Origin of the sequence: Pedobacter sp. ASV1-7, assembly GCF_040203335.1 — a bacterium.
In the GTDB taxonomy this organism is placed as follows: domain Bacteria; phylum Bacteroidota; class Bacteroidia; order Sphingobacteriales; family Sphingobacteriaceae; genus Pedobacter.
In genome coordinates, this window is record NZ_JBEHBV010000001.1 from 461,129 (window position 1) to 483,588 (window position 22,460).

Consider the following 22,460-nt stretch of genomic DNA (forward strand, 5'->3'; position numbering starts at 1 on the left):
AAAAATGAGTTCATTATCACAATTAGATCAGGTAAAAACCACTCCCTGGAGCGGTGGCCGCTCGCCGTGGTCGGTAGAGTACGGCAAAATAATGATGTGGTTTTTTCTGGTTTCTGATGCATTCACATTCTCTTCATTGTTGGTTTATTACGGTGCGCAGCGCTTTAGTAAATTCACCTGGCCGGATCCGGATCTGGTTTTTCAATCTATTCCAGGTATAGCCGATAGCGGATACCCACTTGTATTTGTTGGTATCATGACTTTTATTCTGATCATGAGCTCGGTAACTATGGTGTTAGCTGTTGAGGCAGGACATAGGAGATCTAAGAAAGAAGTAATCTGGTGGATGGTGGCTACCATTATTGGTGGTTTTATGTTCCTTGGCTGTCAGGCTGCTGAATGGACACACTTGTTCCATGAAGGATTTAGCTGGGGTAAAATACCTCCAATGGAGACTTTACATCATCTTTTTACTGGTGAGGTATCAGAAGTGTCTGCATTGCAGTTTTCTAACTTGTTTTTCACAATTACAGGATTCCACGGTTTTCACGTATTTACGGGCGTAATTATTAATATCATTCTTCTTTGTATGGTTATCAATGGAACGTTTGAGAAACGCGGTCATTATTTAATGGTAGAAAAAGTAGGCTTATACTGGCACTTTGTGGATTTGGTATGGGTATTCGTATTTACCTTCTTCTACTTGGTTTAATTATATAAAGATAATATTATGTCAGAATTACATACAGAACACGCTCATGGCGAACATGCACATGGTGATCACGGAGGATTAGGTAAAAAGAAAATATGGCAGGTATTTTTTATTCTGCTTGCACTTACAGTAGTTGAATTTATCATTGCTCTTTGGGCAATTCCAGCTGGACATATGAGTCAGCATATTGGAAACTATGTTTATATCATATTAACCCTATTTAAGGCTTATTACATCATTGCATATTTTATGCACTTAAAATATGAGAAGGTTGGACTCATACTATCTGTGTCGATAGTTTTCCTTTTCATTGTGTACTTTATTGTATTGATGCTAATTGAAGGAGACTTTTTGCATCTTCACATGCCTCTGGTTTAATGAAGGGTACTTCAATAAAAAAAATATTAATCCTGGTAACCATTTTAGCGTTACCAGGATTTTTGTATAATATCCTTAAGGAAGAGGGCAAAAACAGGTATAAACCACTTTCTATTTTTGGTCCTAAGAAAGTCGCTTCTACTTTCCATTCCGTAAGAGGAGAACAAATACCTGATACAATTTATCATAAGCCTGACAACTTCAAACTGGTAAATCAGGAGGGAGATACTGTTAGTCTAGAAAGCTATACTGGAAAGATTCAGGTTATTAATCTTTTTTATACCAAGGGTAACACAGAAGCCGTTCAGATTACCAATAAGGCCATGAAAGATCTGGAAAACCATTATAAAAAAAACAGTGTGGTTAATTTTATCGGGCTTACAATAGATCCGGAAAACGATACCCCAGAAGTATTGAAAACCTATGCAGATAATATTGGTGCTAAAGCTGGAAAGTGGAATCTGTTAACAGGTGATAGTGCAACTATTTACAACTTTGTTAATAAAGGTTTGCTCATTGATGCACATAAGGAAAACGTAAATGGGGAACAGAAGTTTGTGTACAGCAACATGTTTGTTTTACTCGACTACCAACACCGTATACGTGGCTATTATGAAGCGACCAGTAACGAAGACTTATCCAGATTGGATGATGAGATCAAAGTGTTGATCATAGAAGAATTAAGAAACAATAATGATGGACGCTAGTCTGTAAATGATATGATAGATAACAAAAGCTCTGTTGAGCAGAAATACAATAAATGGATCATATTGCTCTCTATAATTATTCCGCTGGCCGTAGCAGTCTTATTTTATGTTAAGATTCCTAACGCTACTCCACTACCTTTTTTACCTCCAATTTATGCTACTATAAATGGCTTTACTGCAATTTTGCTTGTTATAGCAGTTATAGCTGTAAAGAACGGAAAGCTAAAGTTACATGAGAATTTAATGAAATGTGCCATTGGCTGTTCTATACTATTTTTATTGATGTATATCGCTTATCACATGACTACACCTTCAACTAAGTTTGGAGGGGAAGGTACCATCAGATACATTTACTTTTTTATCCTTTTAACACATATCCTCTTGTCTATCGCTATTATACCTATGGTATTGATAACTTATGTGCGTGCTCTTGCAGAACGTTTTGACAGACATAAAAAGATAGCAAAAATCACTTTCCCATTGTGGTTATATGTTGCTGTTACAGGCGTGATTGTGTATTTGATGATTTCCCCTTATTACCTGCAATAGCTTTCTTAGAGTTACATTTTGAGTTGATTTGCAACTTTTTATGACACAATTTTTAAGCAGCTTCATTTGTTAATCTGTATATTTGTCAGCAACAGAGCTGCTAAGGCCTGCTTTTAGGAATTTAAGAATAATAGTCTCGAATGAAAAGGATCACATTTGTCTTCATATTTGTAATCTTGTCTGCCATTTCAGTTAGTAACACTGCTAATGCGCAATGCGCAATGTGTTCTGTAAATGCCGAACAAGGCACTAAAAATGGTAATACACAAGGCAAAGGTTTAAATACCGGGATCTTGTATCTGTTGGCAATTCCTTATGTTTTAATTACAGGCGTAGGTGTCCTATGGTATTTGAAATATCGTAAAAAAGCCACTCAGAGCATTTCACATTTGTAAAATCTTCTTACTCAACCAGCATTTAAAATGCAGGTATCCCCGTTAAAAATGGAAAAAAAAACATCCAAACTTTACGCTATAGTCCATAGCAAGTGTCCGCATTGTCGAAGAGGTGATATTTTTACAGGTAGCTTATATGGGTTTAATATACAGCATACCAATACACATTGCCCTCATTGCGGACAACGTTTTGAGATTGAGCCGGGATATTTTTATGCTGCCATGTATATCAGTTATGCAATGAATTGTGCTGAATTGATCACCCTGTCTATAGCAACTTATATTTTATCCGGAGGTTATCTTGAATTCGATGCATTCTGGCTTTATGTCGGTGTGATTTTTACAGGAACTTTACTTTTATCTCCATTCAATTACCGGTATTCCCGCGTGATTTTATTACATTGGCTATCTCCAAAAATAAAGTATAACGCCTATTACGATAAGCCATGATTAAGCCAGAAACACTTGACTTTATAACAGATGTAGTTGCCAATAACAACCGCGAGTGGTTTGCTAAAAACAAAGAAAGGTATGAAATAGCCAAAGCTGATGTATTGGCTTTTGTTGATCGGCTTATTCCGGAGCTTGCAGCGGCAGATCCAGCATTTTCTGCAGAAACACAATCAAAGAAGTGCTTGCTACGCATTTATAGAGATGTACGGTTTAGTAAAAATAAAGACCCATATAAAAATAATTATGGGATCTTTTTTGCTGTAAAAGGTAAAGGTGTAAATGAGCCAGGGTACTATCTACATATTCAGCCTGGTGCTTGTTTTTTTGCTGCCGGATTCTGGATGCCTGAGGCATCAGATCTTAAAAAAATAAGAGAAGAAATAGATTACAATACCTCAGAATTTCTCGATATCATAGACGCAAAGGATTTTAAAAATACCTTTCAGTTAAGCCAGGAAGACAAATTGAAAAAGGCACCTAAAGGCTATGAAACTGACCACCCTCAAATAGAGATTTTGAAATTAAAAAGCTTTATCGCAACTTTTCCAATTAAAGACGAAGAATTTTTTACTCCAGGAATCGTTAATAAGTTGAAAAATGCTTTTAAAAGCGTTTACCCTTTTATTGTATTTTTGAGAAATGCTGTAGAGCAGTAGTACTAAACACAAATAAACCATAGTTCTGCTTTAAAAGCTTAACCCCTTTTGCAGATATATAATCCTTTAATAACCCAATTACAATAATGAAAAAAATCAGTTTATTTTTATTTGTTGCACTGTTGGCCAGTGCATTTAGCTCTTGTGTTATTTTATCTCCGCAAAAATATAAATCTCTGTTAGCTAAACAAGATTCTTTAAATAAGGGCTGGAACGAGTCACAATTAATGAATGAAGATTTGGAAGGTCTTATTGCTAAGTTGAGAAAAGATACTACAGGATTAAGTAGTGCTTTAAAGGATTTAAAAGGACGTTATTCCGAAATGGACGATAACTATAGCAAGTTGCGTAGCAATAGTTCTAATGAGATCAATAAGCTTAGCTCAGATCTTAAAAAACGCGAACAAAGACTTAAGGAAGTTGAAGAGATATTGCGTAAACGTGATGAAGCGACGAATCAGTTAAAAGAGAAATTACAACAAGCTTTGCTTGGGTTCACTAAAAATGGTTTAACTGTCGAAATTCGCAATGGTAAAGTATATGTCTCATTAATGGATAAATTGTTATTCCCTTCTGGTAGTATCATTATTGATGAAAAAGGTAAACAGGCACTTAGTCAATTAGCCAATGTACTAAAGCAACAACCAGAAATCAATATAGCAGTAGAGGGGCATACCGATTCTCAAAAGATCACCAATCTTGGACAAATTAAAGATAACTGGGACTTAAGCGTTTTACGTTCTACTTCTGTAGTAAGATATTTGACGGAAGTGAGTAAAGTTGAACCAGTACGTATGACTGCAACAGGTAAAGGAGAATTCCAACCTTTAGGCCCAAATACTTCTGCAGAAACAAGGAGTAAAAACAGAAGAATTGAGATCGTGCTTTCTCCAAAATTGGATGAGTTATATGATCTGATTAAGCAGTAGGATGTAAAAATGATAAGCATAAAAAAAGATGAAGAAACCCTTCATCTTTTTTTATGCGATATAATCGGGCGTTTAAAAAGGACTTTTGAAGTCTTTAAATTTATCCAATGCCAGGTCTTTATCCGATAGTAAAAACTCTGACTCAGGCATGTATTTAGTCCATTGTATATTTAGATCCGAGTCATCCCACATTACGCCGATTTCCGAATTTTTATCATAATAATTACTCACCTTATAAGTGAAGATTGTTTGATCTTCCAAAGTTAAAAAGCCATGTAAAAAACCTGGAGGTACCCAAAGTTGTTTATGATTTTCGGCACTTAATTCAATGTCAAAATGTTGTCCATAGGTTGGAGATTCTTTTCTGATGTCAATTGCAACATCCAGAACTGCACCTTGCAATACCCGAACCAGTTTTCCCTGTTCATAGGGCATGCTTTGTGCATGTAAGCCACGAAGAGCTCCTCTTTGCGAAAAGGATTGATTGTCCTGTACAAATGTTACGTCAATTCCTGCTTCAGCATACAGTTTAGCACTGTAACTTTCATAAAAATATCCTCTGTTATCTTTCCATACTTTTGGCTCAATAATCAGAAGACCATCTAGCGGTGTCTTAGTAATCTGCATATTTGCTTAAGCGATATATTCCATTAATGTACGAAAGGAAACGGCTTTATTCTCGAAAAGAACCTGAGCTTCTTTCTGTAGTGCAGGAGCAAAGTTTTGCTGGTAATCCAGGTAATCTGCCATATGCTCAACAACAAACTGAGCACAATAAGTGACACCTTCATTTGGTGAGTCAAGTACCCTTAGGAGTCTGTGAGATACAAATTTTCCTGATGCCATAACACTCGGGATGTGTACATCTTCCATCCATTTCAGCCAGCTATCGGCTGCTGTGTCATCAATTATTGAAGTTATATTGTATAAAAGCATGGCGCAAAGATAGCACTAAGTGCCAACATTATCACCGCGAAGTTTACGGAAACGTTTACGGGCTTCTGCAGTAAACATACTGCCAGGATAATCATTGATCAATTTCTGATATAGTTTTTTTGCCTGTTCAGAATCTTTTAAGTTTTTTTCATAAAGATCAGCAAGCGTAAAAAGCCCATCATCTGCCCAGATACTGTTTTCATGTTGTGTTATTAGGCTCGTAAGAGCTTTTACAGCCTGATCTACCTCATTATTTTTAATATAGATTTTTGATTTTGTCATCAGGATATCATCTGCAAGACTGTTGTTTGGGAAAGTAATATTTATGCTGTCTAATTTAGCTAGTGCCTGACCTGAAAGGTTCCTGAATTGCAACATTTCTGCATCAGCATACATTTTAAGCGCATTGCTGTCCAGTGCTGATTGAAGGTTGTCTGATATCAGCAAGCTCAGGTTTAGCGCATCGTTTGCTATCAATTGTGAGGTTGAAGCCTTTAAAACATCTGCCTGCGATTTTGCATAGTCAAAATTGCCCTGATAAAAGGAAAGCCTGGCCGATCGATATTTTGCTTCATTACCGATATCTTGGTTTTCGAATTGCTTTGCTACTTGCTCATAAATTAAAAAAGCCTCCCAGGGTTGCTTAGTCAGGATGTATATATCTCCAAGTTCCAGCTTAACCTGCCCGATTTCTGTTGTCTGGATATCTTGTATGGTTAATATGCTTTCAAGTATTTGCTCCGCTTTGTGTAGATCGTTAAGATAATAGGCCTGTAAATTAGCCATTCGTTTTAACGCAAAAAGTGTTTGTCGGTTTTTTCCGTACTCATCAATGATGCTCTGGTACGCGGCAGCAAGTTCAGCAATTGCATTTTTATCAAAATGTCCATTGATTGCAAGCTGATATTTGGCATTTATCATTTCAACTTTTGCTGGCAGGTAGTAAGGGTTTTCTTTTCCTTTACCTACTAAATATTCAAAAGCCTTTATAGCTGTTGCCCAAGCCTTATTTTCAAGGAATGTATTACTGGTATTAAACAGAGTAGCACCGTTATCCTTCAACCTTTTATCTTGTGCAATAAGCTGTCGCAGTGCCATTTCATATTCCTGTTGTTGCAAATATTGCCAAATCAGTAATTTGGTGTAAATTTCAGTCTGGGGTTCTTTTTGTATTTTCTTTAATAATGCTGATTGCAAAATCTGATAATCAGTATTGTCTTCAAATACAGATGCTAATACACTTTCCGCTTGAGGCAATAGCTGAGGCATCTCTGGTAATGCATTCAGATACTCCTGTAAAAGCACATTTTTATCTTTTTTGTAACGATAAATACTTAGCAATTCATACGTGAAGGGCTTGTTGTCATTAAGTATCTTTCTTCCTTGTAAAAAAGTAGATACCGCCAGATCATAAGCTTTAAAGTTGTAAAAGTAATTGGCAATTTCCCTGATTTTAAATTCATCAGCTGGTAGGTTGTTGATAACCTGAGCATATAGCTTATTAGCTGATTCTACTTGGCCTCTATCCTGATAAACCCTGGCCAAGGATATATTATATTGAATATTCCTGTTATCTTGTCGGCTCAGTTTTTTAACCAGTTTTTCAGCTTCATCGTACTTTTTTAAGTTTAGTAATGAATTAAAATAGAACTCAAAATATGTGTTGCTCCTGGTTTTGTTGAATAGCTTTTCGAATAATACAACAGCTTGTTGATATTGCCCTTGCTGATAATGCTGATAAGCAAGAGCCTCATCAACATTGTCCTGTGCAACGCAAAATATCGAACTGAAACAAAATATAAAAACGACTGCTATTTTCATTAAAGGATTGTTAAATCAGGATTTTAAAATTAACGATTTTAATACACATTAGCCAGCTTGGTTCAAAAAACCAATGGATATAGGTCGCAAATAAGAACAATATTGAAGATATTTAAGACTATCCTATTCGAGCCATTCAGCATCTAAAAAAAATACTTTTTCTCCTTTTTAACTCTGCATCATGCTTCAGTGAAAAATCACCTTCTCTGAAGAGGCATAGGCGCTTTCCGATTCTTCTTCGGAAAGATGCCAGCCGAAGCAGAGAACGGTTATTTTTCCTTTTAAAGTAACAATATTAGTGTATTGCCCGTTTACAAAGATCATGTTGTGTAGCTTTGTGAACTTGTTAATGATATGATTGGATTTAAAGGATACTTTTTCTTTGTTCTGGTAGCGCTTTCAGTTGCTTGTCAACAGCAAAAAGAAACCAGGATTATACCTGTCGATGATTTCTTTAAATCACAGGGGAAAGTAGCGTATAGATTGTCTCCGGATGGGAAAAAGCTTTCTTACCTTAGACTACAAGGTGCAGATAGAAATATATATATTGAAGATGTTGAAACAGGGAAGGGGAAAACGATTACTCAGCTCAAAGGAAAAAATATTGGTTTCTATTTCTGGGTGAGCAATAATGAACTTATTTATTACAAGGAGGTTGATGCAGGTGCCAACCAATCTGACATGTATATCGTTGATAAGGAGGGGAATAACGAACGTCAACTTATAAGTAATGAAAAGAGTCGTTTAAGAATTATTGAAGATCAACTGATCGATGATAAATACTTACTAGTTTCTTCAAATAAAAGAGATTCAACGGTGTTTGATGTTTATCGTTTAAATGTACGGGATGGTAATATGGAAATGGTTGCCAGGAATCCTGGAAACATTATTGATTGGCGTACAGATGCAGAAGGGAAATTAAGACTTGCTATGAGTAGTGATGGTGTGAATACGACTATCTTATATCGAGCTAATGAAAATCAGCCATTTAAATCAGTATTAACCAGTAACTTTAAAGATACTTTTTGGCCTGTTGCGTTTAGTCATAGTGAACCGAATATTATTTACGCTATATCAGACATAAACCGTGATAAAACGGCTTTGGTTGAAGTTGATTGTAATACAGGAAAGGAAGTTAAAACTCTTTTTTGTAATGATACTTTAAATATTACAGAAGCGCAGTATTCGAGGAAAAAGAATAAAATGTCTTTCGTTGTATACGAAACCTGGAAAAAGGAGAAGTATTTCCTGGATGATTCTGTAAGGAGAGTTTATCAGAATCTGGATAAATTACTTCCAAAGACTGAAACCAGGATTTTTGATAGAGATGATGCCGAAAATATATTCATTTTAAGAACTTTTACAGATCGTAACCCTGGTTCTTATTATTTGTATTTTGCAAATACAGGTAAGGTGCGAAAATTAAGCGATTTCAATTCTTCAATTCAAGAGGACGAAATGTCTGAAATGAAACCAATAAGTTTTCACTCAAGAGATGGTTTATTGATTCATGGATATTTAACTACCCCTCTAAATAAAAAAGCCGAGAATTTACCTGTCGTAGTGTTACCTCATGACGGTCCTGTATTAAGAAACTTATGGGGCTATAATCCCGAAGTTCAATTTCTGGCAAATAGGGGGTATGCTGTTTTTCAGGTGAATTACCGTGGTTCTTCAGGTTATGGTAAAAGTTTTGTTGCTGCTGGATTTAAAGAATGGGGCGGCAAAATTCAGGATGATATTGATGATGGAGTGAAGTGGTTGATCGATCATAAAATTGCTGATCCTAAAAGAGTCGCATTGTATGGAACCGGCCTTGGTGGCTATATCGCATTAAACGGACTTTGCTTAAATAAAGATACTTATGCTTGTGCCGTTTCAAATTCAGGGGTGATTAATCTTTTCACTTATTTAAAATCCATACCGCCTTATCGTAAGCCCATATTACAGATGTATTATGAAATTATCGGTGACCCAGTTACTGATATCGATAAGTTACGCCAGGTTTCGCCTTTGTTTATGAGTGATAAAATTAATGCACCAGTATTGCTTGCTCAGGATGTTAAAGATCCTAATAACAACTCTGGAGAAACGATGCAATTTGTTAAAAATTTGAAGAAACGCAATGTTAATGTGACTTACATTGAAAATGATGGAGATATTTTTGTAGGTAAGAATGAGGTAATCAGGCATAGGTTCTATACTTCTTTAGATGAGTTCTTAGAATTTAACCTGAAAAGGAAGTAAATTCATCATATGGCTTTAGAGAAGAAAGGCGTTTACCGTAAGAATTTTTCATTGATACTTGCTTTCATCATTCTGATGTCTGTTTTGTTTCTACTCTCTTTAGGCCTGGCCTACAGGTTTAGTACAAAATATATTGAAAATGAATTTGTGTCTGAAAAGGTAAATGTCCTGGAGCAGAGTATAAAACCATACAATGACTTTTTTCAAAAGAAGCTTCCAGAAGTTTCCTTTTATAATGGCTATCTAGATTCAGCAACGGCTGCACAATTTGTTGATACAGTTTTGCTGGAATACCCATTTGTCTCTAAAGTGATTTTTTATGATTCGGAAGTTAGCAATGTGCCTGTTAGTGATGGGTTAAATACTGGGAAATTCTCTTTTGGTCCGAAAAATATTTATCAGTTTGGAAGTCTGGTACCCATTGATTCAGTCGAGATGTTCTCAAGAAATAATACCAGAAACTTTATCGTAGGAAACGAATTTAATACCCTCGCTCTAAAGCTGGCTTCTTATGTTGAAAGTTTGGATACAACGCATATTCCAAATCAAGACGAACTGTTTAGTAATTTTAGTACTGTACGAGCCAATAAAATAACCTATCTCAATATCCCTAGATTTGAAGATTTAAAGGTTTATAAGGAGATGATGCGAAAGCAATTGTATCCCAGTCCTGTTTATCAACAAGACATGCTTTCATTTCAGTTAGACCCTTACAAGCTGAAAATTATCAATACCAGGCCTGAATTATATCAATTTATCAGAATTGAGCAGCTCACTTATGATCCACTGGATACTACAGAGATATATTTAAGTACAGAGATCACTTTACCAGGTCCATTTTCGGATTATAAACTTTACTTTATCTCTTCGAAATCAGTGGTAGAGCGTGAAATATTCAATTATTTTTTGCCTATTGCATTAGGTACTTTCTTTTTCTACGGCCTCCTCGTGCTGGTTGCTTTTTTAATTTATCGAAATCTGAACATTAACCAGAAAATGTTCAAGTTGCAATATGATTTTGTGAATAACCTGACCCATGAGTTTAAAACGCCGGTTAGTGTGATAAAAATTGCGGGCAACAATATTAAAAGTGCTAATTCATTAAGTGAACGAGAGCTTAAGTTATATGGAAAAATATTAGATGAAGAAGCTGATAAATTAAATGGATTAATGAATAAGCTATTGGCTTTTACGCAGATTGAAAACAGGTCAATACAGCTAAATCGTGATGAAATCAGAATTGTCGATTTCCTGGAGAGTACTGTGGAATCTCATTGTTTAAAACATCCTGACTTTAAGCTTACTTATGAGGTTAGCGGATTTAGTACATTCGTAACAGATCCGGTATTACTAGGCTCCTTGTTTGATAATCTGGCCGAGAATGCTTATAAATATTCTCCATCGGAGCGGAAGAGGTTGCATATTAGTGCTAAGCTAATTAAGGGAAAAGTGGTGTTTAGGTTTACAGATCAAGGTATAGGTATTCCTCCATCAGAAATAAATAATATATTTAAGAAGTTTTTTAGGATTCAGAATCAGTATAACCAAAATGGGAGTGTGGGACTTGGGCTTGCTTTTTGTAAGGAGCTCGTTAATTTCATGGATGGAGAGATCACTGTGAAAAGTAAAATAAATAAAGGATCTGAATTTAAAATTGTATTACCATATAATGATTAAAGCATATGTCTAAAGGAATTAAAATACTGATAGTTGAAGATGATGAGAACTTACGTTTTTTAGTAGTACATCGTTTAAAGGCCGAAGGGTATGATGTTTTAGAAGCTGGAGACGGTGAAGCTGCTGAACGGATGATTATGACAGATAAGCCAGATATAGTATTGTTGGACTGGATGCTGCCTGGTAAACAGGGCGATGCTGTATGTGAAGAGGTACGTAAACAAGGCTTTGATAATCTAATTATCATGATGACAGCAAAAGCGCAGGACGTAGATAAAATTGATGCTTATAACTTTGGTGTTTCTGATTACGTAACCAAGCCCTTTAATATGGATGTATTGGTTGCAATGCTAGACAATAAAGTAAAGTTTATTTTAAATAATGAACGTTCTGAAACTCATCGATTTGGAAATATGGAACACCATCCAAATGTTCATACTTTATTTAAAGATGGTAAAAAGATAGAGCTAACCATTTTAGAGAATAGAATTCTGCTTTATTTCTTGCGTAATCCTAATAAAGTCATCAACAGAGATGAATTGATGCTTGTAGTCTGGGGCTATAACTCTGATGTAAACACACGTACATTAGATATGCATATAGTGCGTTTACGTAAAAAGATTGAGCAAAATCCCGATAACCCACAGTTGCTACAAACAGTTAGGGGAGTAGGGTATCGGTTTAATCCAGCTTCTTAAAATCTTAAACTGACTAATATCAGTATGAGGTATTGTAACAACATGGTTCCATCCAGATAAAAGAAATAATAATATTCATTCTTCTTGATGCTTGATTTCAAAATCAGCCAGCCAGTTAAAAGTAAGGTTAATGTCAGGGCTATGTTGTTTGCATTTATGTTTTTGTCGAACAATAGAAGCAGTACAAGATAGCCCCCTAGTAGGAACTGGCAGAAAATATAGGCTTTTTTTTCGCCTAACATTACAGGAATCGTTTTCAATTCATAAAGCTTGTCTTGAAATAAGTCCCGAATATCAAAGGGAATCGTTATTGCTGCAACAAATAGAAAGCGCTTGGAAACAAGCAGTAAAGTTTCAGCTGTAGAAATGTTGATCTCGAGGTTATGTTCGAGTTCTACTATAGGTAGTAGAACACAGCTGACTGACCATACCAGGGCAATTAAAAACAGCTTGATACCTGGTATATTTCTAAGGCCTATTTTTTGATGATTAAGCGTTAAAAAAGGGATATTATAACCCAAGGCAAGTATAGAAGTAAAGATCATCAGTAACTTCGCCTCAATACTCAGGTAAAGTAGTCCCAAAGGGATTAGGCAAAGCACTGAAATTAATGTAATAGATATAATGAGCCTATGATGAGAAAAAATCCATCTTACCCTCACAAAAGGCGAGTTTTCAGGCTTTTTAGGCTTAGATAACAACATGCTGAAGTTGTAAACGCTAAGCGTACCAAAAAAGAGGATAGCTAGGATGTATTTATCAGGCTTAACATTTAGCAAATGGTAAGTCACCATTCCTTGAGCAACGGCACATATGGCAATAAATAGATTGCTGAATAACAGAAAATCCAGAATTGGCAACAGTATCTTTTTTACCATGCGCAACTAAAGGTTTGAATTAGGTTCGTTTCAATTCAAATATCGTTATTTCCGGTAAAATTCCAACCCTTCCTGGGTAACCTAAAAATCCATATCCAACGTTTACATAAAGTTGTTGATGTTGTTCCTGGTATAAACCTGCCCATTCCTTATAAATGTATTGAACAGGACTCCATTGGAAGTCTTTTGTTCTAACGCCAAACTGCATTCCATGAGTATGACCACTAAACATGGCATCTATTTGTGGATACTTTTCCAGTACCTGACCACGCCAATGTGATGGATCGTGGGATAGCAATAATTTCACAGGAAGATCATCCGTGTCTTTCACTGCCAGATCCATTCGTCCATATTTAGGGAAGCGGCCCATGCCCCAGTTTTCTATACCTAATATCCCGATTTCCTCGCCATCAACTTTTAATCTGCGGTGTTCATTCATCAATAAGTCCCAACCCATTAATTCGTGGGTTTTTATTAAATCCTGGAGGTTTTTAGCTTTAGCTGCAGATGGACCTCTGCCATAATGATAGTCACCATAATCATGATTTCCAAGTGTAGAATAAACTCCTAAAGGGGCTTTTAACTTTGCAAAGATATCCTGATAATTACGCATTTCATCGGTTTTATCATTCACCAGGTCACCCGTAAAGAAAATGAAATCAGGTTTTTCGCCAAGCAGCATTTCTACGCCACCAAGAACGGCTTTACGGTTGTAAAAGCTACCTGAATGGACATCTGAAATCTGTGCCATTTTTACCCCGTCAAATGCCTTAGGTAGGTTGGGTAAAATTAACTTCTGGCGTTTTATTTTGTAGTCATAAGCTCCATAAGCAATTCCCCAGGTTAGTGAGGTTAATGGAACAGCAGCAGTAAGCATTCCTGCTTTCACAAGAAAGGCAGACCTACTTATTGGTTCTGCTCCATTTGTCGCCATTGCAAGCGATTTCTCTGTTTTTTGATTTTTCTTCTTTAATCTTAACAACTTGATTACCCCTCTTCTCAAATCGTCAATCAGTAAAAATGGAAGCATTGCTACTTTGCAGACTACCGTCAAGAAGAACGCAACCATAATTACTGCTCTTAATGACAGATAAATGTTTAAGTAGATGCCTGCAAAAATTCCAATCACCAAACCAAAGGTATAAGTCCACCATAGGATAGTAAATATCTTCTTTGTTTTGGGGCTCCATTTTTTGAATACAGATAAAATGGCCCTATAACAATAGTAATCAAATATTAATAGGAAGACAGATAGAAAGATGATTAAGGGTAACCGGCCCATAGATATGTATTTGTGTTTTTAATTAAATAGATGTATTAGTCTTCGCTTTCAGAATTGATGTTAAACAGGCTGTCAAACATATCAGAAAAACCATAACCATTATTCAGGTATGTTTTGCTCAATTGTGAATATTCTGCCAGGCCATGTAAAGCTAATTCCATCAGTAAATAATGTTGGTTTTCTGTAGCCTTTGGATGGAAATTGCTGATTAGCTCTTCTAATCCATCTACTTTAAGCAGTTCTTTTTTGTATTGAGCTGAACTCATATCATCAGAAATGTCCAATGTGTTACCCTCTGTAAACCACTCGATCACCCTCAGATAAGGGTTTGCAGCTTTCTGTTTGATAGCCTTTCCCGGATCTGGAAGATATCTTGGATAAAGTTTTTTTATGGCTTTGCCGATTAGGGTATGTGCAACCTTAGATGCTCCTTCAAGTTCACCTTCATAAACCAATTCAATTTTTCCTGTTATAGCGGGGATAATTCCACTGAGGTCAGACAAGCGCACTTCGGTGTTTTTTTCTCCTTTAATAAGCATTCTTCGCTCTGCAGTACTCATCAGGTTTTCGAATGCAGAAATGGTTAGACGTGCAGATACGCCAGATTTCTGATCGATAAACTCACTATTTCTTGCTTCAAAAGCGACTTGCTCAATAAGGTCTTTTACTAGTGTGTCAACATGGATGTTTTTACGTTGCTCCGGACTAAGTTTTGCTTCCTGAGCAGTAATCTCCCCAGATATCTGAAGTGTTTTTGGATAATGGGTAAGAATTTGACTTTCAATCCTGTCTTTCAATGGCGTCACGATTGAACCACGATTGGTATAATCTTCAGGATTGGCTGTAAATACAAATTGAATATCTAGTGGTAAGCGCAATTTAAATCCTCTGATCTGAATATCTTTTTCCTGTAGCATGTTGAATAAAGCAACCTGTATTCTTGCCTGTAAATCGGGAAGCTCATTAATTACGAATATGCTGCGGTGTGCTCTTGGTATCAGTCCGAAATGGATAACCCGCTCATCATTATAGGTTAGTTTCAAATTAGCTGCCTTAATAGGGTCTACATCGCCAATAAGATCAGCTACAGTAACATCCGGCGTAGCTAGTTTTTCAGTATAACGTTCTGAACGATGTTGCCAGCCAATTGCAGTGTTATCACCATGTATTAATATTTGTTGTTTAGCATACCATGAAATTGGATGAAGGGGATCGTCAAAAATTTCGCTACCCTCAACATAAGGTATGTATTCATCTAGTAAATTAACCATTAAACGGGCAATACGTGTTTTTGCTTGTCCACGTAAGCCCAATAAGAGTATATTATGGCGTGATAGAATTGCGGTCTGTAATTCGGGAATTACAGTGTCATTATAACCTAAAATTCCCTCAAATCCTTCAGCCTTAGTTTTTAGCTGTTTGATCAGATTTTTACGGAGCTCATCTTTTACAGATATTGATTTATATTTTGAGGCCTTAAGTTCGCCCAGAGTTTTTATGTTTTTGTAATCCATGTGTGTTTTATCCTTAGGCCATTATCTTACTGTTTTTCTTCTATTTTTAATATAGTCCTCAAAAATATACTCACCCAATCCTGTTAAAGAGCTGTAAAAAGCTCTTCCTCCATTAATTTGGGTGAACTCTCTTACAAATTGTTGCAAGTAGGGGTCTTGAGCAATCATAAAGGTTGTGATTGGGATTTTGAGCCTTTTGCATTGAGCAGCCATATTCAAGGTTTTTCCGATCACTTTCCTGTCCAGCCCCATGCTATTTTTGTAGTATTGACCATTTTCTTTTAAGCAGGTAGGTTTACCATCTGTAATCATAAAGATTTGCTTGTTATGTGTTTTACGTCTGCGTAATAAGTCTGCTGCAAGTTCAAGTCCAGCAAAAGTGTTGGTATGGTAGGGGCCAACTTGCAGATAAGGCAGATCCTTAACCTTAATTGGCCAGGCATCATTACCAAAAACCACAATGTCTAAGGTGTCTTTAGGATAGCGGGTTTTGATTAATTCAGCTAGTGCCATAGCGACTTTTTTGGCCGGAGTAATGCGATCCTCACCATATAGTATCATAGAATGAGAAATGTCGATCATCAATACGGTTGAGGTAAGGGTTTTATAATCCTTTTCTTCCACTTCCAGATCACGTTCAGTTAAAGTAAAGTTCCCAATACCATGATTAATCTGAGCATTGTGTATAGATGCAGTCATGTCAATCTGATCCAGACTGTCGCCAAATGAATATTCCCTGCGGTCGGCATTCTTTTCTTCACCTATACCAGATATATTACTGTTATGGTTACCCTTTCCGGCTTTTTTTAGCTGTCCGAAAATTTCTTCAAGGGCCGATTGACGGATGGTCTGTTCTGTTTTTGCTGTAATGTTTAGATCACCGTTTGCTGGATTTTCTTTGATATAGCCCTTTTCTTTCAGTTCATCTATAAAGTCTCCCATGCCATACTCATTGTTGGTCAGGTTATACTTTTTATCCAGTTCGTTCATCCATGAAAGAGCTTCCCCAGCATCACCCGCGGCATAATTCAGCAGTTGCGTAAACAGCTTTAGTAACTCATCAAAGCCTCCCTTTGGGAAGTGTTCAGGCTTAAAGTCAGAAAAATGAAACCCTCTCATATACTCAGTATAAACGATTTATCGAAGGTAAAAGTTTGCGGTATTAATAATGTTATAGTGTTGTAAAAATACCGCTGTCTACTATTTTGGATTTCCTTCTGCCAGAGCACTTTCTGCTCTTTTAACAGCCAGGCGTTCTCTCCATTTAGCGTAAGGAGCTTTAAATGCCATTTTCAGAACACTGTCAACCCCGCCTTTGATAGCAAGATTAAAAACGCTTTGTGCTTTTCTGGTAATCGAGGCATCCCAGGCCCTAAGGCTTAGAGAGAAAGAACCATCTAAATACTTCATCCAGTGCCACATGCCTGTGGGCATAAACAATGTATCGCCGTGCTCCAGAAATACTTCATATCCCTCTACACCTTTTAAAGCGGGAAATTTCTCAAAATCAGGATTAGCTACATCATAGTCTTCCAAGGCATAAGTTGCATTAGGAATACAATAAAGCCTTTTCTTCCATTTATTGTCAAACAATATGATGTGTTTCCTGCCGCCAAAATGGGTATGAAAAAGGTGAGGTAAATCTATATCGTAATGTAAAAAAGTCACAGAGTTCGAACCTCCAAAGAACATTGCAGGCATACTTTCAATAAAGCCACCCATCAGGTCTTTTGGAATTACTATATCATTGATCAGATCTGGATGATGTTTAAAAAGATTAAAAAAGAAGATACGCAATTCTGTAGGCTCTCTTTTAATCAAGTCAAGATAATCTCCGAATTTCATTTCTGCTACTGAAGCATTGATCGGTTTAGATGGATCTGCTTTTGAATTGTCCATAAGGCTAACCTTTAAATCTCCGCCTATCTCTTTCAGATAATCAGTTGTCCACTTTTCTCTTGCAGGCCAGGATTTAGTTAAGCCTTTAATGATTAATGGACGACGTGCGTCCAGATAGTTTTTTTTAAAATCAGCAGGGCTGATGCTTTCTACGGTATCTACCGGCTTTAAAATAAAGCTCATAAAAATTAATCATAAGATACTTGCGAAAGCTTAATGCCAATCCCCGATCTCATTCGTAACAAATGTATATTAAAATTTACAAATTAATATACGATAGACTTGAGATATGACGTAGCTCTCATGAAGGCCAATGATTATTTAATGCTTTGTTTGCTCTTTTAATTGCAAGTTGTTCCTTCCAGGCCATGTATTTATCTTTAAAATTCGCTTTCATAAAATCATCAAACTTACGTTGTATTGTCAAATTATATAGGCTTTTTGCTTTCACAGCCCAAGATTTATCCCATGCTCGAAGGCTAATTGAAAAGGATCCATCCAGATATTTCATCCAATGCCAGTATCCGGTTGGCATAAATAATGTGTCTCCATGTTCCAAAAATGCTTCTATGCCTTTAACACCTCTTAAAGCAGGGAATCTCTCAAAATCAGGGTTTTCAACATTATAGTCTTCCAATGCATAAGTAGCGTAAGGAATTTGGTATAATCGTTCTTTCCATTTGTTTTCAAATAAGATAACGTGCTTACGCCCATTAAAATGAGTATGAAAAATGTGAGCCATATCTATATCATAGTGTAAAAAAGTAACAGAGCCTTTTCCTCCAAAAAACATATTCGGATAGCTATCTAAAAAGCCTCCCATTAAATCTTTTGGAGCCCTATAGTCTTCCAGTAATTTGGGAGCTTGTTTAATCGGGTCGAAAAGAAAAATCCGTAGATCGGTAGGTGTATTTTTAATCAGCTCAATGTAATCTTCGAACTTCATCTCAGCTGCAGAGGCATTGATTGGTTTAGAGGGATCTGCTTTAGAGCTGTCATAAAGCGGAACCATTTTGTCGCCAACCACGGTTTTCATGTAATCGAGAGTCCATTTATCATGAGCGGGCCATGTTTTAGACATATTCTTTATAATCAGTGGTTTGCGGGTGTTCAGATAGTGTTTCTCAAAATCTGATTTGCTGATGTCATTAACGATATCAATAGGAGTTAGTTCGAACTGCATATAAATAAAGTGTTAAGATTAAGCTAAATTATATAAACAATAAATCTGATGCCAATGTTGGCTTAAAAAATTAAAAATAACTGACAATTGAAAGAAATTAGTCAGGAGTTACTCTTGAAATAAGATGATTTCTAAAATTTATTACTTACAGATCGATAGACTTTCTTGAGCTTCTTTATTATTTTTACTATGCGATTAATCCTTATCACATTTTTGTTGTCATACCGTTATAAATCAAATAGAAGACATTGTATGAAAACTCCAGCCAAGGTTATTAGTTCATTTGTAATTATTCTTTTTTTAACCGTTTTGTTTACTGCTTTTAAGAACGAAAAAGTAGTTGCGATAAAATCTTCATTCCCCTACAAGCAGGCAGGGTTAAATGAACGACAGGCGGCAGCCCACCTTTTAAGTAGATTTACTTATGGTGCAAGAGCTGAAGATATTGATGAAGTGGTTAAAATGGGACTGGAAAAATGGTTTTTGCAACAGCTGGATGGAAAGATCGAGGATGAACAGTTGAATAAGGCATTAAGTCAATATTCTGATATCAATCTTACAAACACTGAAGTCGAAAATATATACCCACGCCCCGGACAGGCTGTGCGTTTAGCCGTCAAAGAAGGCTTTATTGATAAAGATTCCGTAAATAAGGGAGACGGGAAACAATATAGACAACAGTTGAAAGCTTATATGGACTCAAAGGGTTATAAACCTCAAAGTGAGCTTTTCAGACAGCTATTCAATCAAAAGATATTAAGAGCTACTTATACCAATAATCAATTGCGGGAATTGCTCACCGACTTTTGGTTCAATCATTTTAATGTTTCGATCACTAAAAGTCAAAGTGCACCATTTATCCCATCTTACGAAAGGGATATTATCAGACCAAATGTTACTGGAAAATTTCAAACATTACTACTTGCCACAGCCAAATCCCCCGCAATGTTAATGTATCTGGATAACTCATCAAGCAGTGGACAACCTACTGAAGATAATGATGGGATGGAAATGCAGATGGGTGAAAGTATGGCTAAAAAACGTAATGATGCTATAGCAAATGGGAGAGTAAATCCAGCAGGTTTAAAAAGAGCACAGCAGAAAGCTCCGCAGAAAAAGAAAGTGGGTGGGTTAAATGAGAATTATGCTCGTGAGGTAATGGAGTTACATACTTTAGGTGTAGATGGAGGGTATACACAAAATGATGTTACGCAAGCTGCAAGAGTATTAACTGGTTGGACTATTGCGCCAATGGGTGTAAATGGATATGGTTCTCCAGCAAAAAATCTGATAGAGAAAATTGGTGAAAGTACATTGGAGAAACGTGGATTCGTATTTGATGGCGATTTTATATTTATGCCTACAAGACATGATAATGGAGAGAAAGTAGTTTTAGGTAAACGTTTTGCTGCAGGCAGAGGATATGATGAGGGGGTAGAGCTGCTAACTATGCTGGCACATCATCCATCTACTGCAAAATTTATTTCAACTAAAATTGCTACACGTTTTGTGAATGATAATCCTCCGGCTTCTCTGGTCAATAAAATGAGTAAGACATTTACTAAATCTAATGGAGATATTAAGCAGATTATGCTGACAATGGTTTCAGCACCAGAGTTCTGGACTAAAGAGTCATTACGTGAAAAAACTAAGTCTCCATTTGAATTGGCTATAAGTGCAGTTCGGAGTTTAAATGCAGATCTTACTCAGCCTTATCAGTTGTACAGTTGGATTAATAAAATGGGACAAAGATTGTATTACTATCAGGCACCAACTGGATTTCCAGATAAAGGTCAGTATTGGATAAATACCGGTTCCTTATTAAATAGGATGAATTTTGGATTAGCATTGGCTACTCAACGTATCCCTGGGATAAAAATTAATCTAGCAGCTTTAAATAATAATCGTGAACCAGAGAGTGCCGAGGCAGCATTAAAAGTATATTGTAAGCTCATTATGCCTGAAAGAGATGTGGAAGAAACGGTAAAACGATTAAAGCCAATGTTAAATGATCCTGATCTGGCGGCAAAGGTGGAAACTGCTGCGGCCAAGGCCAGCCCTGTACAAAAAATGGATGCCATGTCTACAGATATGCAAATGATGGAGTCTCCCAATAAATCAGAAGCTAAGGCTGTGAACAAAGGGTACGGTAAAAAAGTAAATAAAATTGTTAATGCAACAGGAACCAATACGATGTTGGCGCAAGTCGTTGGCGTAATCATCGGTTCTCCTGAATTTCAACGTAAATAAATCTTAAAAAATAGCATCATGACATCAAGAAGAGGATTTATAAAAGCAGGTGGACTCGCTTTGTTTGGTATTGGATTAGGCGGTATCCCTGGATTTTTAGCAGAAGCAGTGGCAGGAACTAAAGCTCCAGGCTTATTTAAAAGAAAGAAAATAATGGTTTGTATCTTCCAGAGAGGTGCAATGGATGGTCTTATGGCTGTTACACCATTTACAGATAAGTATTTAAAGGAGGCACGGCCAACATTGTTTATGTCAGCCGCAAAAGGTAAAAATCCATCACTGATCGACTTAGATGGAAGATTTGGCTTACATCCTTCAATGGCTGCTTTTGAACCTCTATTTAGGGATAAAAGGCTAGGTATTGTACATGGAATCGGTTCTCCAAATACTACTCGTTCACATTTTGATGCACAGGATTATATGGAATCAGGAACTCCGTTTAGAAAAGGAACTGATAGCGGCTGGTTAAATCGTGCTGTTGGTTTACTTGGTCATGATGCTGCCACACCTTTTCAGGGTGTAAGTTTAACATCTTCATTGCCGCGTTCATTTTATGGTGAAAACCCGGCAGTAGCTATCAGTAACTTGCAGGATTTTAGTATTCAAATGAGAGGCAATATTAAAGGTGCAAATATGGCTGCTAAAAGCTTTGAAGATTTGTATGATACTACCTCTTCTGGATTGTTAAAGGAAACTGGAAAGGAAAGTTTTGATGCGATCAAAATGCTGCAAAAAATAGATGTAAAGAATTATAAACCAGCAAACAATGCGGTATATCCAAATACTGCACTGGGTAATTCCTTGAAACAAATTGCCCAGTTAATTAAAATGGATGTTGGTATGGAAGTTGCCTTTACTGAATCCGGAGGTTGGGATACACACTACAATCAAGGTACTGATACCGGTATATTTGCGCGGAATGTTGGCGATTTAAGCAATAGCATTATGGCGTTTTGGACAGATATGGGCACTTTGCAGGATGATGTAACGGTAATGACAATGACAGAGTTTGGACGTACAGTAAAACAGAATGGTACAGGTGGTACAGATCATGGCCGTGCATCATGTAATTTTATTCTTGGTAACGGTGTAAGTGGCGGATTGGTACATGGTCTGGTTAACCCATTGTCTGTCGAGAATCTGGAAGACGGAAGGGATCTTGCTGTAACAACAGATTTTAGATCTGTGTTTAGTGAAGTGGCAGATAAGCATCTAAATATTTCTAATGATAAAGTATTATTCCCTGATTGGGATGGACGTAAAATAGGGGTAATGAGGTAAGTTGTTTTTATGTTA

Annotated in this window: 22 protein-coding genes; 13 read left to right on the plus strand and 9 right to left on the minus strand. The window is 36.6% G+C overall.

All coding sequences use genetic code 11. The features are described 5' to 3' along the window. Positions 1-4: 4 nt before the first annotated feature. The 8 genes from ABDJ41_RS02080 (at position 5) to ABDJ41_RS02115 (ending at position 4,779) form a co-directional block, all read left to right on the plus strand. On the plus strand, positions 5-712 hold the full coding sequence (locus tag ABDJ41_RS02080; RefSeq protein WP_349784079.1) for a cytochrome c oxidase subunit 3: 708 nt from the start codon (positions 5-7) through the stop codon (positions 710-712). An 18-nt stretch (positions 713-730) separates the two neighbouring features. Then, positions 731-1,090 carry a cytochrome C oxidase subunit IV family protein gene (locus ABDJ41_RS02085; RefSeq protein WP_349784080.1) on the plus strand — a complete coding sequence of 120 codons (360 nt, stop codon included), beginning with the start codon at positions 731-733 and terminating at the stop codon, positions 1,088-1,090. Next, positions 1,090-1,797 (plus strand): SCO family protein, encoded by a 708-nt coding sequence (locus tag ABDJ41_RS02090; RefSeq protein WP_349784081.1) that lies wholly within the window; start codon positions 1,090-1,092, stop codon positions 1,795-1,797. The genes ABDJ41_RS02085 and ABDJ41_RS02090 overlap by 1 nt, the downstream gene beginning before the upstream one ends. A gap of 12 nt (positions 1,798-1,809) precedes the next feature. Beyond that, positions 1,810-2,346 (plus strand): DUF420 domain-containing protein, encoded by a 537-nt coding sequence (locus ABDJ41_RS02095; protein ID WP_349784082.1) that lies wholly within the window; start codon positions 1,810-1,812, stop codon positions 2,344-2,346. A 140-nt stretch (positions 2,347-2,486) separates the two neighbouring features. Next, positions 2,487-2,741: a CAMCR motif-containing small membrane protein gene (locus ABDJ41_RS02100; RefSeq protein WP_349784083.1), complete on the plus strand. Its 255-nt coding sequence runs from the start codon at positions 2,487-2,489 to the stop codon at positions 2,739-2,741. A 48-nt stretch (positions 2,742-2,789) separates the two neighbouring features. Next, positions 2,790-3,191, plus strand: coding sequence for a DUF983 domain-containing protein (locus ABDJ41_RS02105; protein WP_349784084.1), 402 nt, complete (start codon positions 2,790-2,792; stop codon positions 3,189-3,191). Further along, the gene (locus ABDJ41_RS02110) at positions 3,188-3,850 is read left to right on the plus strand and encodes a DUF2461 domain-containing protein (protein ID WP_349784085.1); all 663 of its coding nucleotides are present in this window, start codon (positions 3,188-3,190) and stop codon (positions 3,848-3,850) included. The genes ABDJ41_RS02105 and ABDJ41_RS02110 overlap by 4 nt, the downstream gene beginning before the upstream one ends. A gap of 86 nt (positions 3,851-3,936) precedes the next feature. After that, a complete protein-coding gene (locus ABDJ41_RS02115; protein WP_349784086.1) occupies positions 3,937-4,779 on the plus strand; it encodes an OmpA/MotB family protein in 843 nt (280 codons plus the stop codon). A 72-nt stretch (positions 4,780-4,851) separates the two neighbouring features. Here ABDJ41_RS02115 and rfbC read toward each other — a convergent pair whose 3' ends face one another. From rfbC to ABDJ41_RS02130, 3 genes are read right to left on the minus strand one after another with little or no spacing between them, the layout of a single operon-like run. Then, a complete protein-coding gene (rfbC, locus tag ABDJ41_RS02120; RefSeq protein ID WP_349784087.1) occupies positions 4,852-5,406 on the minus strand; it encodes a dTDP-4-dehydrorhamnose 3,5-epimerase in 555 nt (184 codons plus the stop codon). A gap of 6 nt (positions 5,407-5,412) precedes the next feature. Further along, entirely contained in the window at positions 5,413-5,715 is a 303-nt protein-coding gene (locus ABDJ41_RS02125) for a DUF4286 family protein (protein WP_349784088.1), read from the minus strand. Positions 5,716-5,730: 15 nt separating this feature from the next. Beyond that, complete coding sequence (locus ABDJ41_RS02130; RefSeq protein ID WP_349784089.1) at positions 5,731-7,536, minus strand: tetratricopeptide repeat protein; 1,806 nt, start codon at positions 7,534-7,536, stop codon at positions 5,731-5,733. A 354-nt stretch (positions 7,537-7,890) separates the two neighbouring features. On the opposite strand from ABDJ41_RS02130, the gene ABDJ41_RS02135 reads away from it, so the two are divergent. Genes ABDJ41_RS02135 through ABDJ41_RS02145 form a run of 3 tightly spaced genes read left to right on the plus strand, consistent with a single transcriptional unit; the run spans position 7,891 to position 12,158 of the window. Further along, a complete protein-coding gene (locus ABDJ41_RS02135) occupies positions 7,891-9,783 on the plus strand; it encodes a S9 family peptidase (RefSeq protein WP_349784090.1) in 1,893 nt (630 codons plus the stop codon). Between the two features lie 9 nt (positions 9,784-9,792). Then, a complete protein-coding gene (locus ABDJ41_RS02140) occupies positions 9,793-11,460 on the plus strand; it encodes a sensor histidine kinase (protein ID WP_349784091.1) in 1,668 nt (555 codons plus the stop codon). A 5-nt stretch (positions 11,461-11,465) separates the two neighbouring features. Continuing rightward, the gene (locus ABDJ41_RS02145; RefSeq protein ID WP_349784092.1) at positions 11,466-12,158 is read left to right on the plus strand and encodes a response regulator transcription factor; all 693 of its coding nucleotides are present in this window, start codon (positions 11,466-11,468) and stop codon (positions 12,156-12,158) included. Here ABDJ41_RS02145 and ABDJ41_RS02150 read toward each other — a convergent pair. From ABDJ41_RS02150 to ABDJ41_RS02175, 6 genes are all read right to left on the minus strand, one after another. After that, positions 12,155-13,036 carry a UbiA prenyltransferase family protein gene (locus ABDJ41_RS02150; RefSeq protein WP_349784093.1) on the minus strand — a complete coding sequence of 294 codons (882 nt, stop codon included), beginning with the start codon at positions 13,034-13,036 and terminating at the stop codon, positions 12,155-12,157. The two genes, ABDJ41_RS02145 and ABDJ41_RS02150, sit on opposite strands and share 4 nt — an antisense overlap. 19 nt (positions 13,037-13,055) lie before the next feature. Next, a complete protein-coding gene (locus ABDJ41_RS02155) occupies positions 13,056-14,318 on the minus strand; it encodes a metallophosphoesterase (protein ID WP_349784094.1) in 1,263 nt (420 codons plus the stop codon). 35 nt (positions 14,319-14,353) lie between these two features. Beyond that, positions 14,354-15,832 carry a MoxR family ATPase gene (locus tag ABDJ41_RS02160; protein WP_349784095.1) on the minus strand — a complete coding sequence of 493 codons (1,479 nt, stop codon included), beginning with the start codon at positions 15,830-15,832 and terminating at the stop codon, positions 14,354-14,356. Positions 15,833-15,853: 21 nt separating this feature from the next. After that, positions 15,854-16,951, minus strand: a complete 1,098-nt coding sequence (locus ABDJ41_RS02165) for a vWA domain-containing protein (RefSeq protein ID WP_349784096.1) — start codon at positions 16,949-16,951, stop codon at positions 15,854-15,856. 81 nt (positions 16,952-17,032) lie between these two features. Further along, positions 17,033-17,914 carry a cupin-like domain-containing protein gene (locus ABDJ41_RS02170; RefSeq protein ID WP_349784097.1) on the minus strand — a complete coding sequence of 294 codons (882 nt, stop codon included), beginning with the start codon at positions 17,912-17,914 and terminating at the stop codon, positions 17,033-17,035. A gap of 118 nt (positions 17,915-18,032) precedes the next feature. Further along, positions 18,033-18,914: a cupin-like domain-containing protein gene (locus ABDJ41_RS02175; RefSeq protein ID WP_349784098.1), complete on the minus strand. Its 882-nt coding sequence runs from the start codon at positions 18,912-18,914 to the stop codon at positions 18,033-18,035. Positions 18,915-19,166: 252 nt separating this feature from the next. Here ABDJ41_RS02175 and ABDJ41_RS02180 point away from each other — a divergent pair, with 252 nt between their 5' ends. Next, the gene (locus ABDJ41_RS02180; protein ID WP_349784099.1) at positions 19,167-21,164 is read left to right on the plus strand and encodes a DUF1800 domain-containing protein; all 1,998 of its coding nucleotides are present in this window, start codon (positions 19,167-19,169) and stop codon (positions 21,162-21,164) included. 18 nt (positions 21,165-21,182) lie between these two features. Continuing rightward, positions 21,183-22,445, plus strand: coding sequence for a DUF1501 domain-containing protein (locus ABDJ41_RS02185; RefSeq protein ID WP_349784100.1), 1,263 nt, complete (start codon positions 21,183-21,185; stop codon positions 22,443-22,445). The last annotated feature ends 15 nt before the right edge of the window (positions 22,446-22,460 follow it).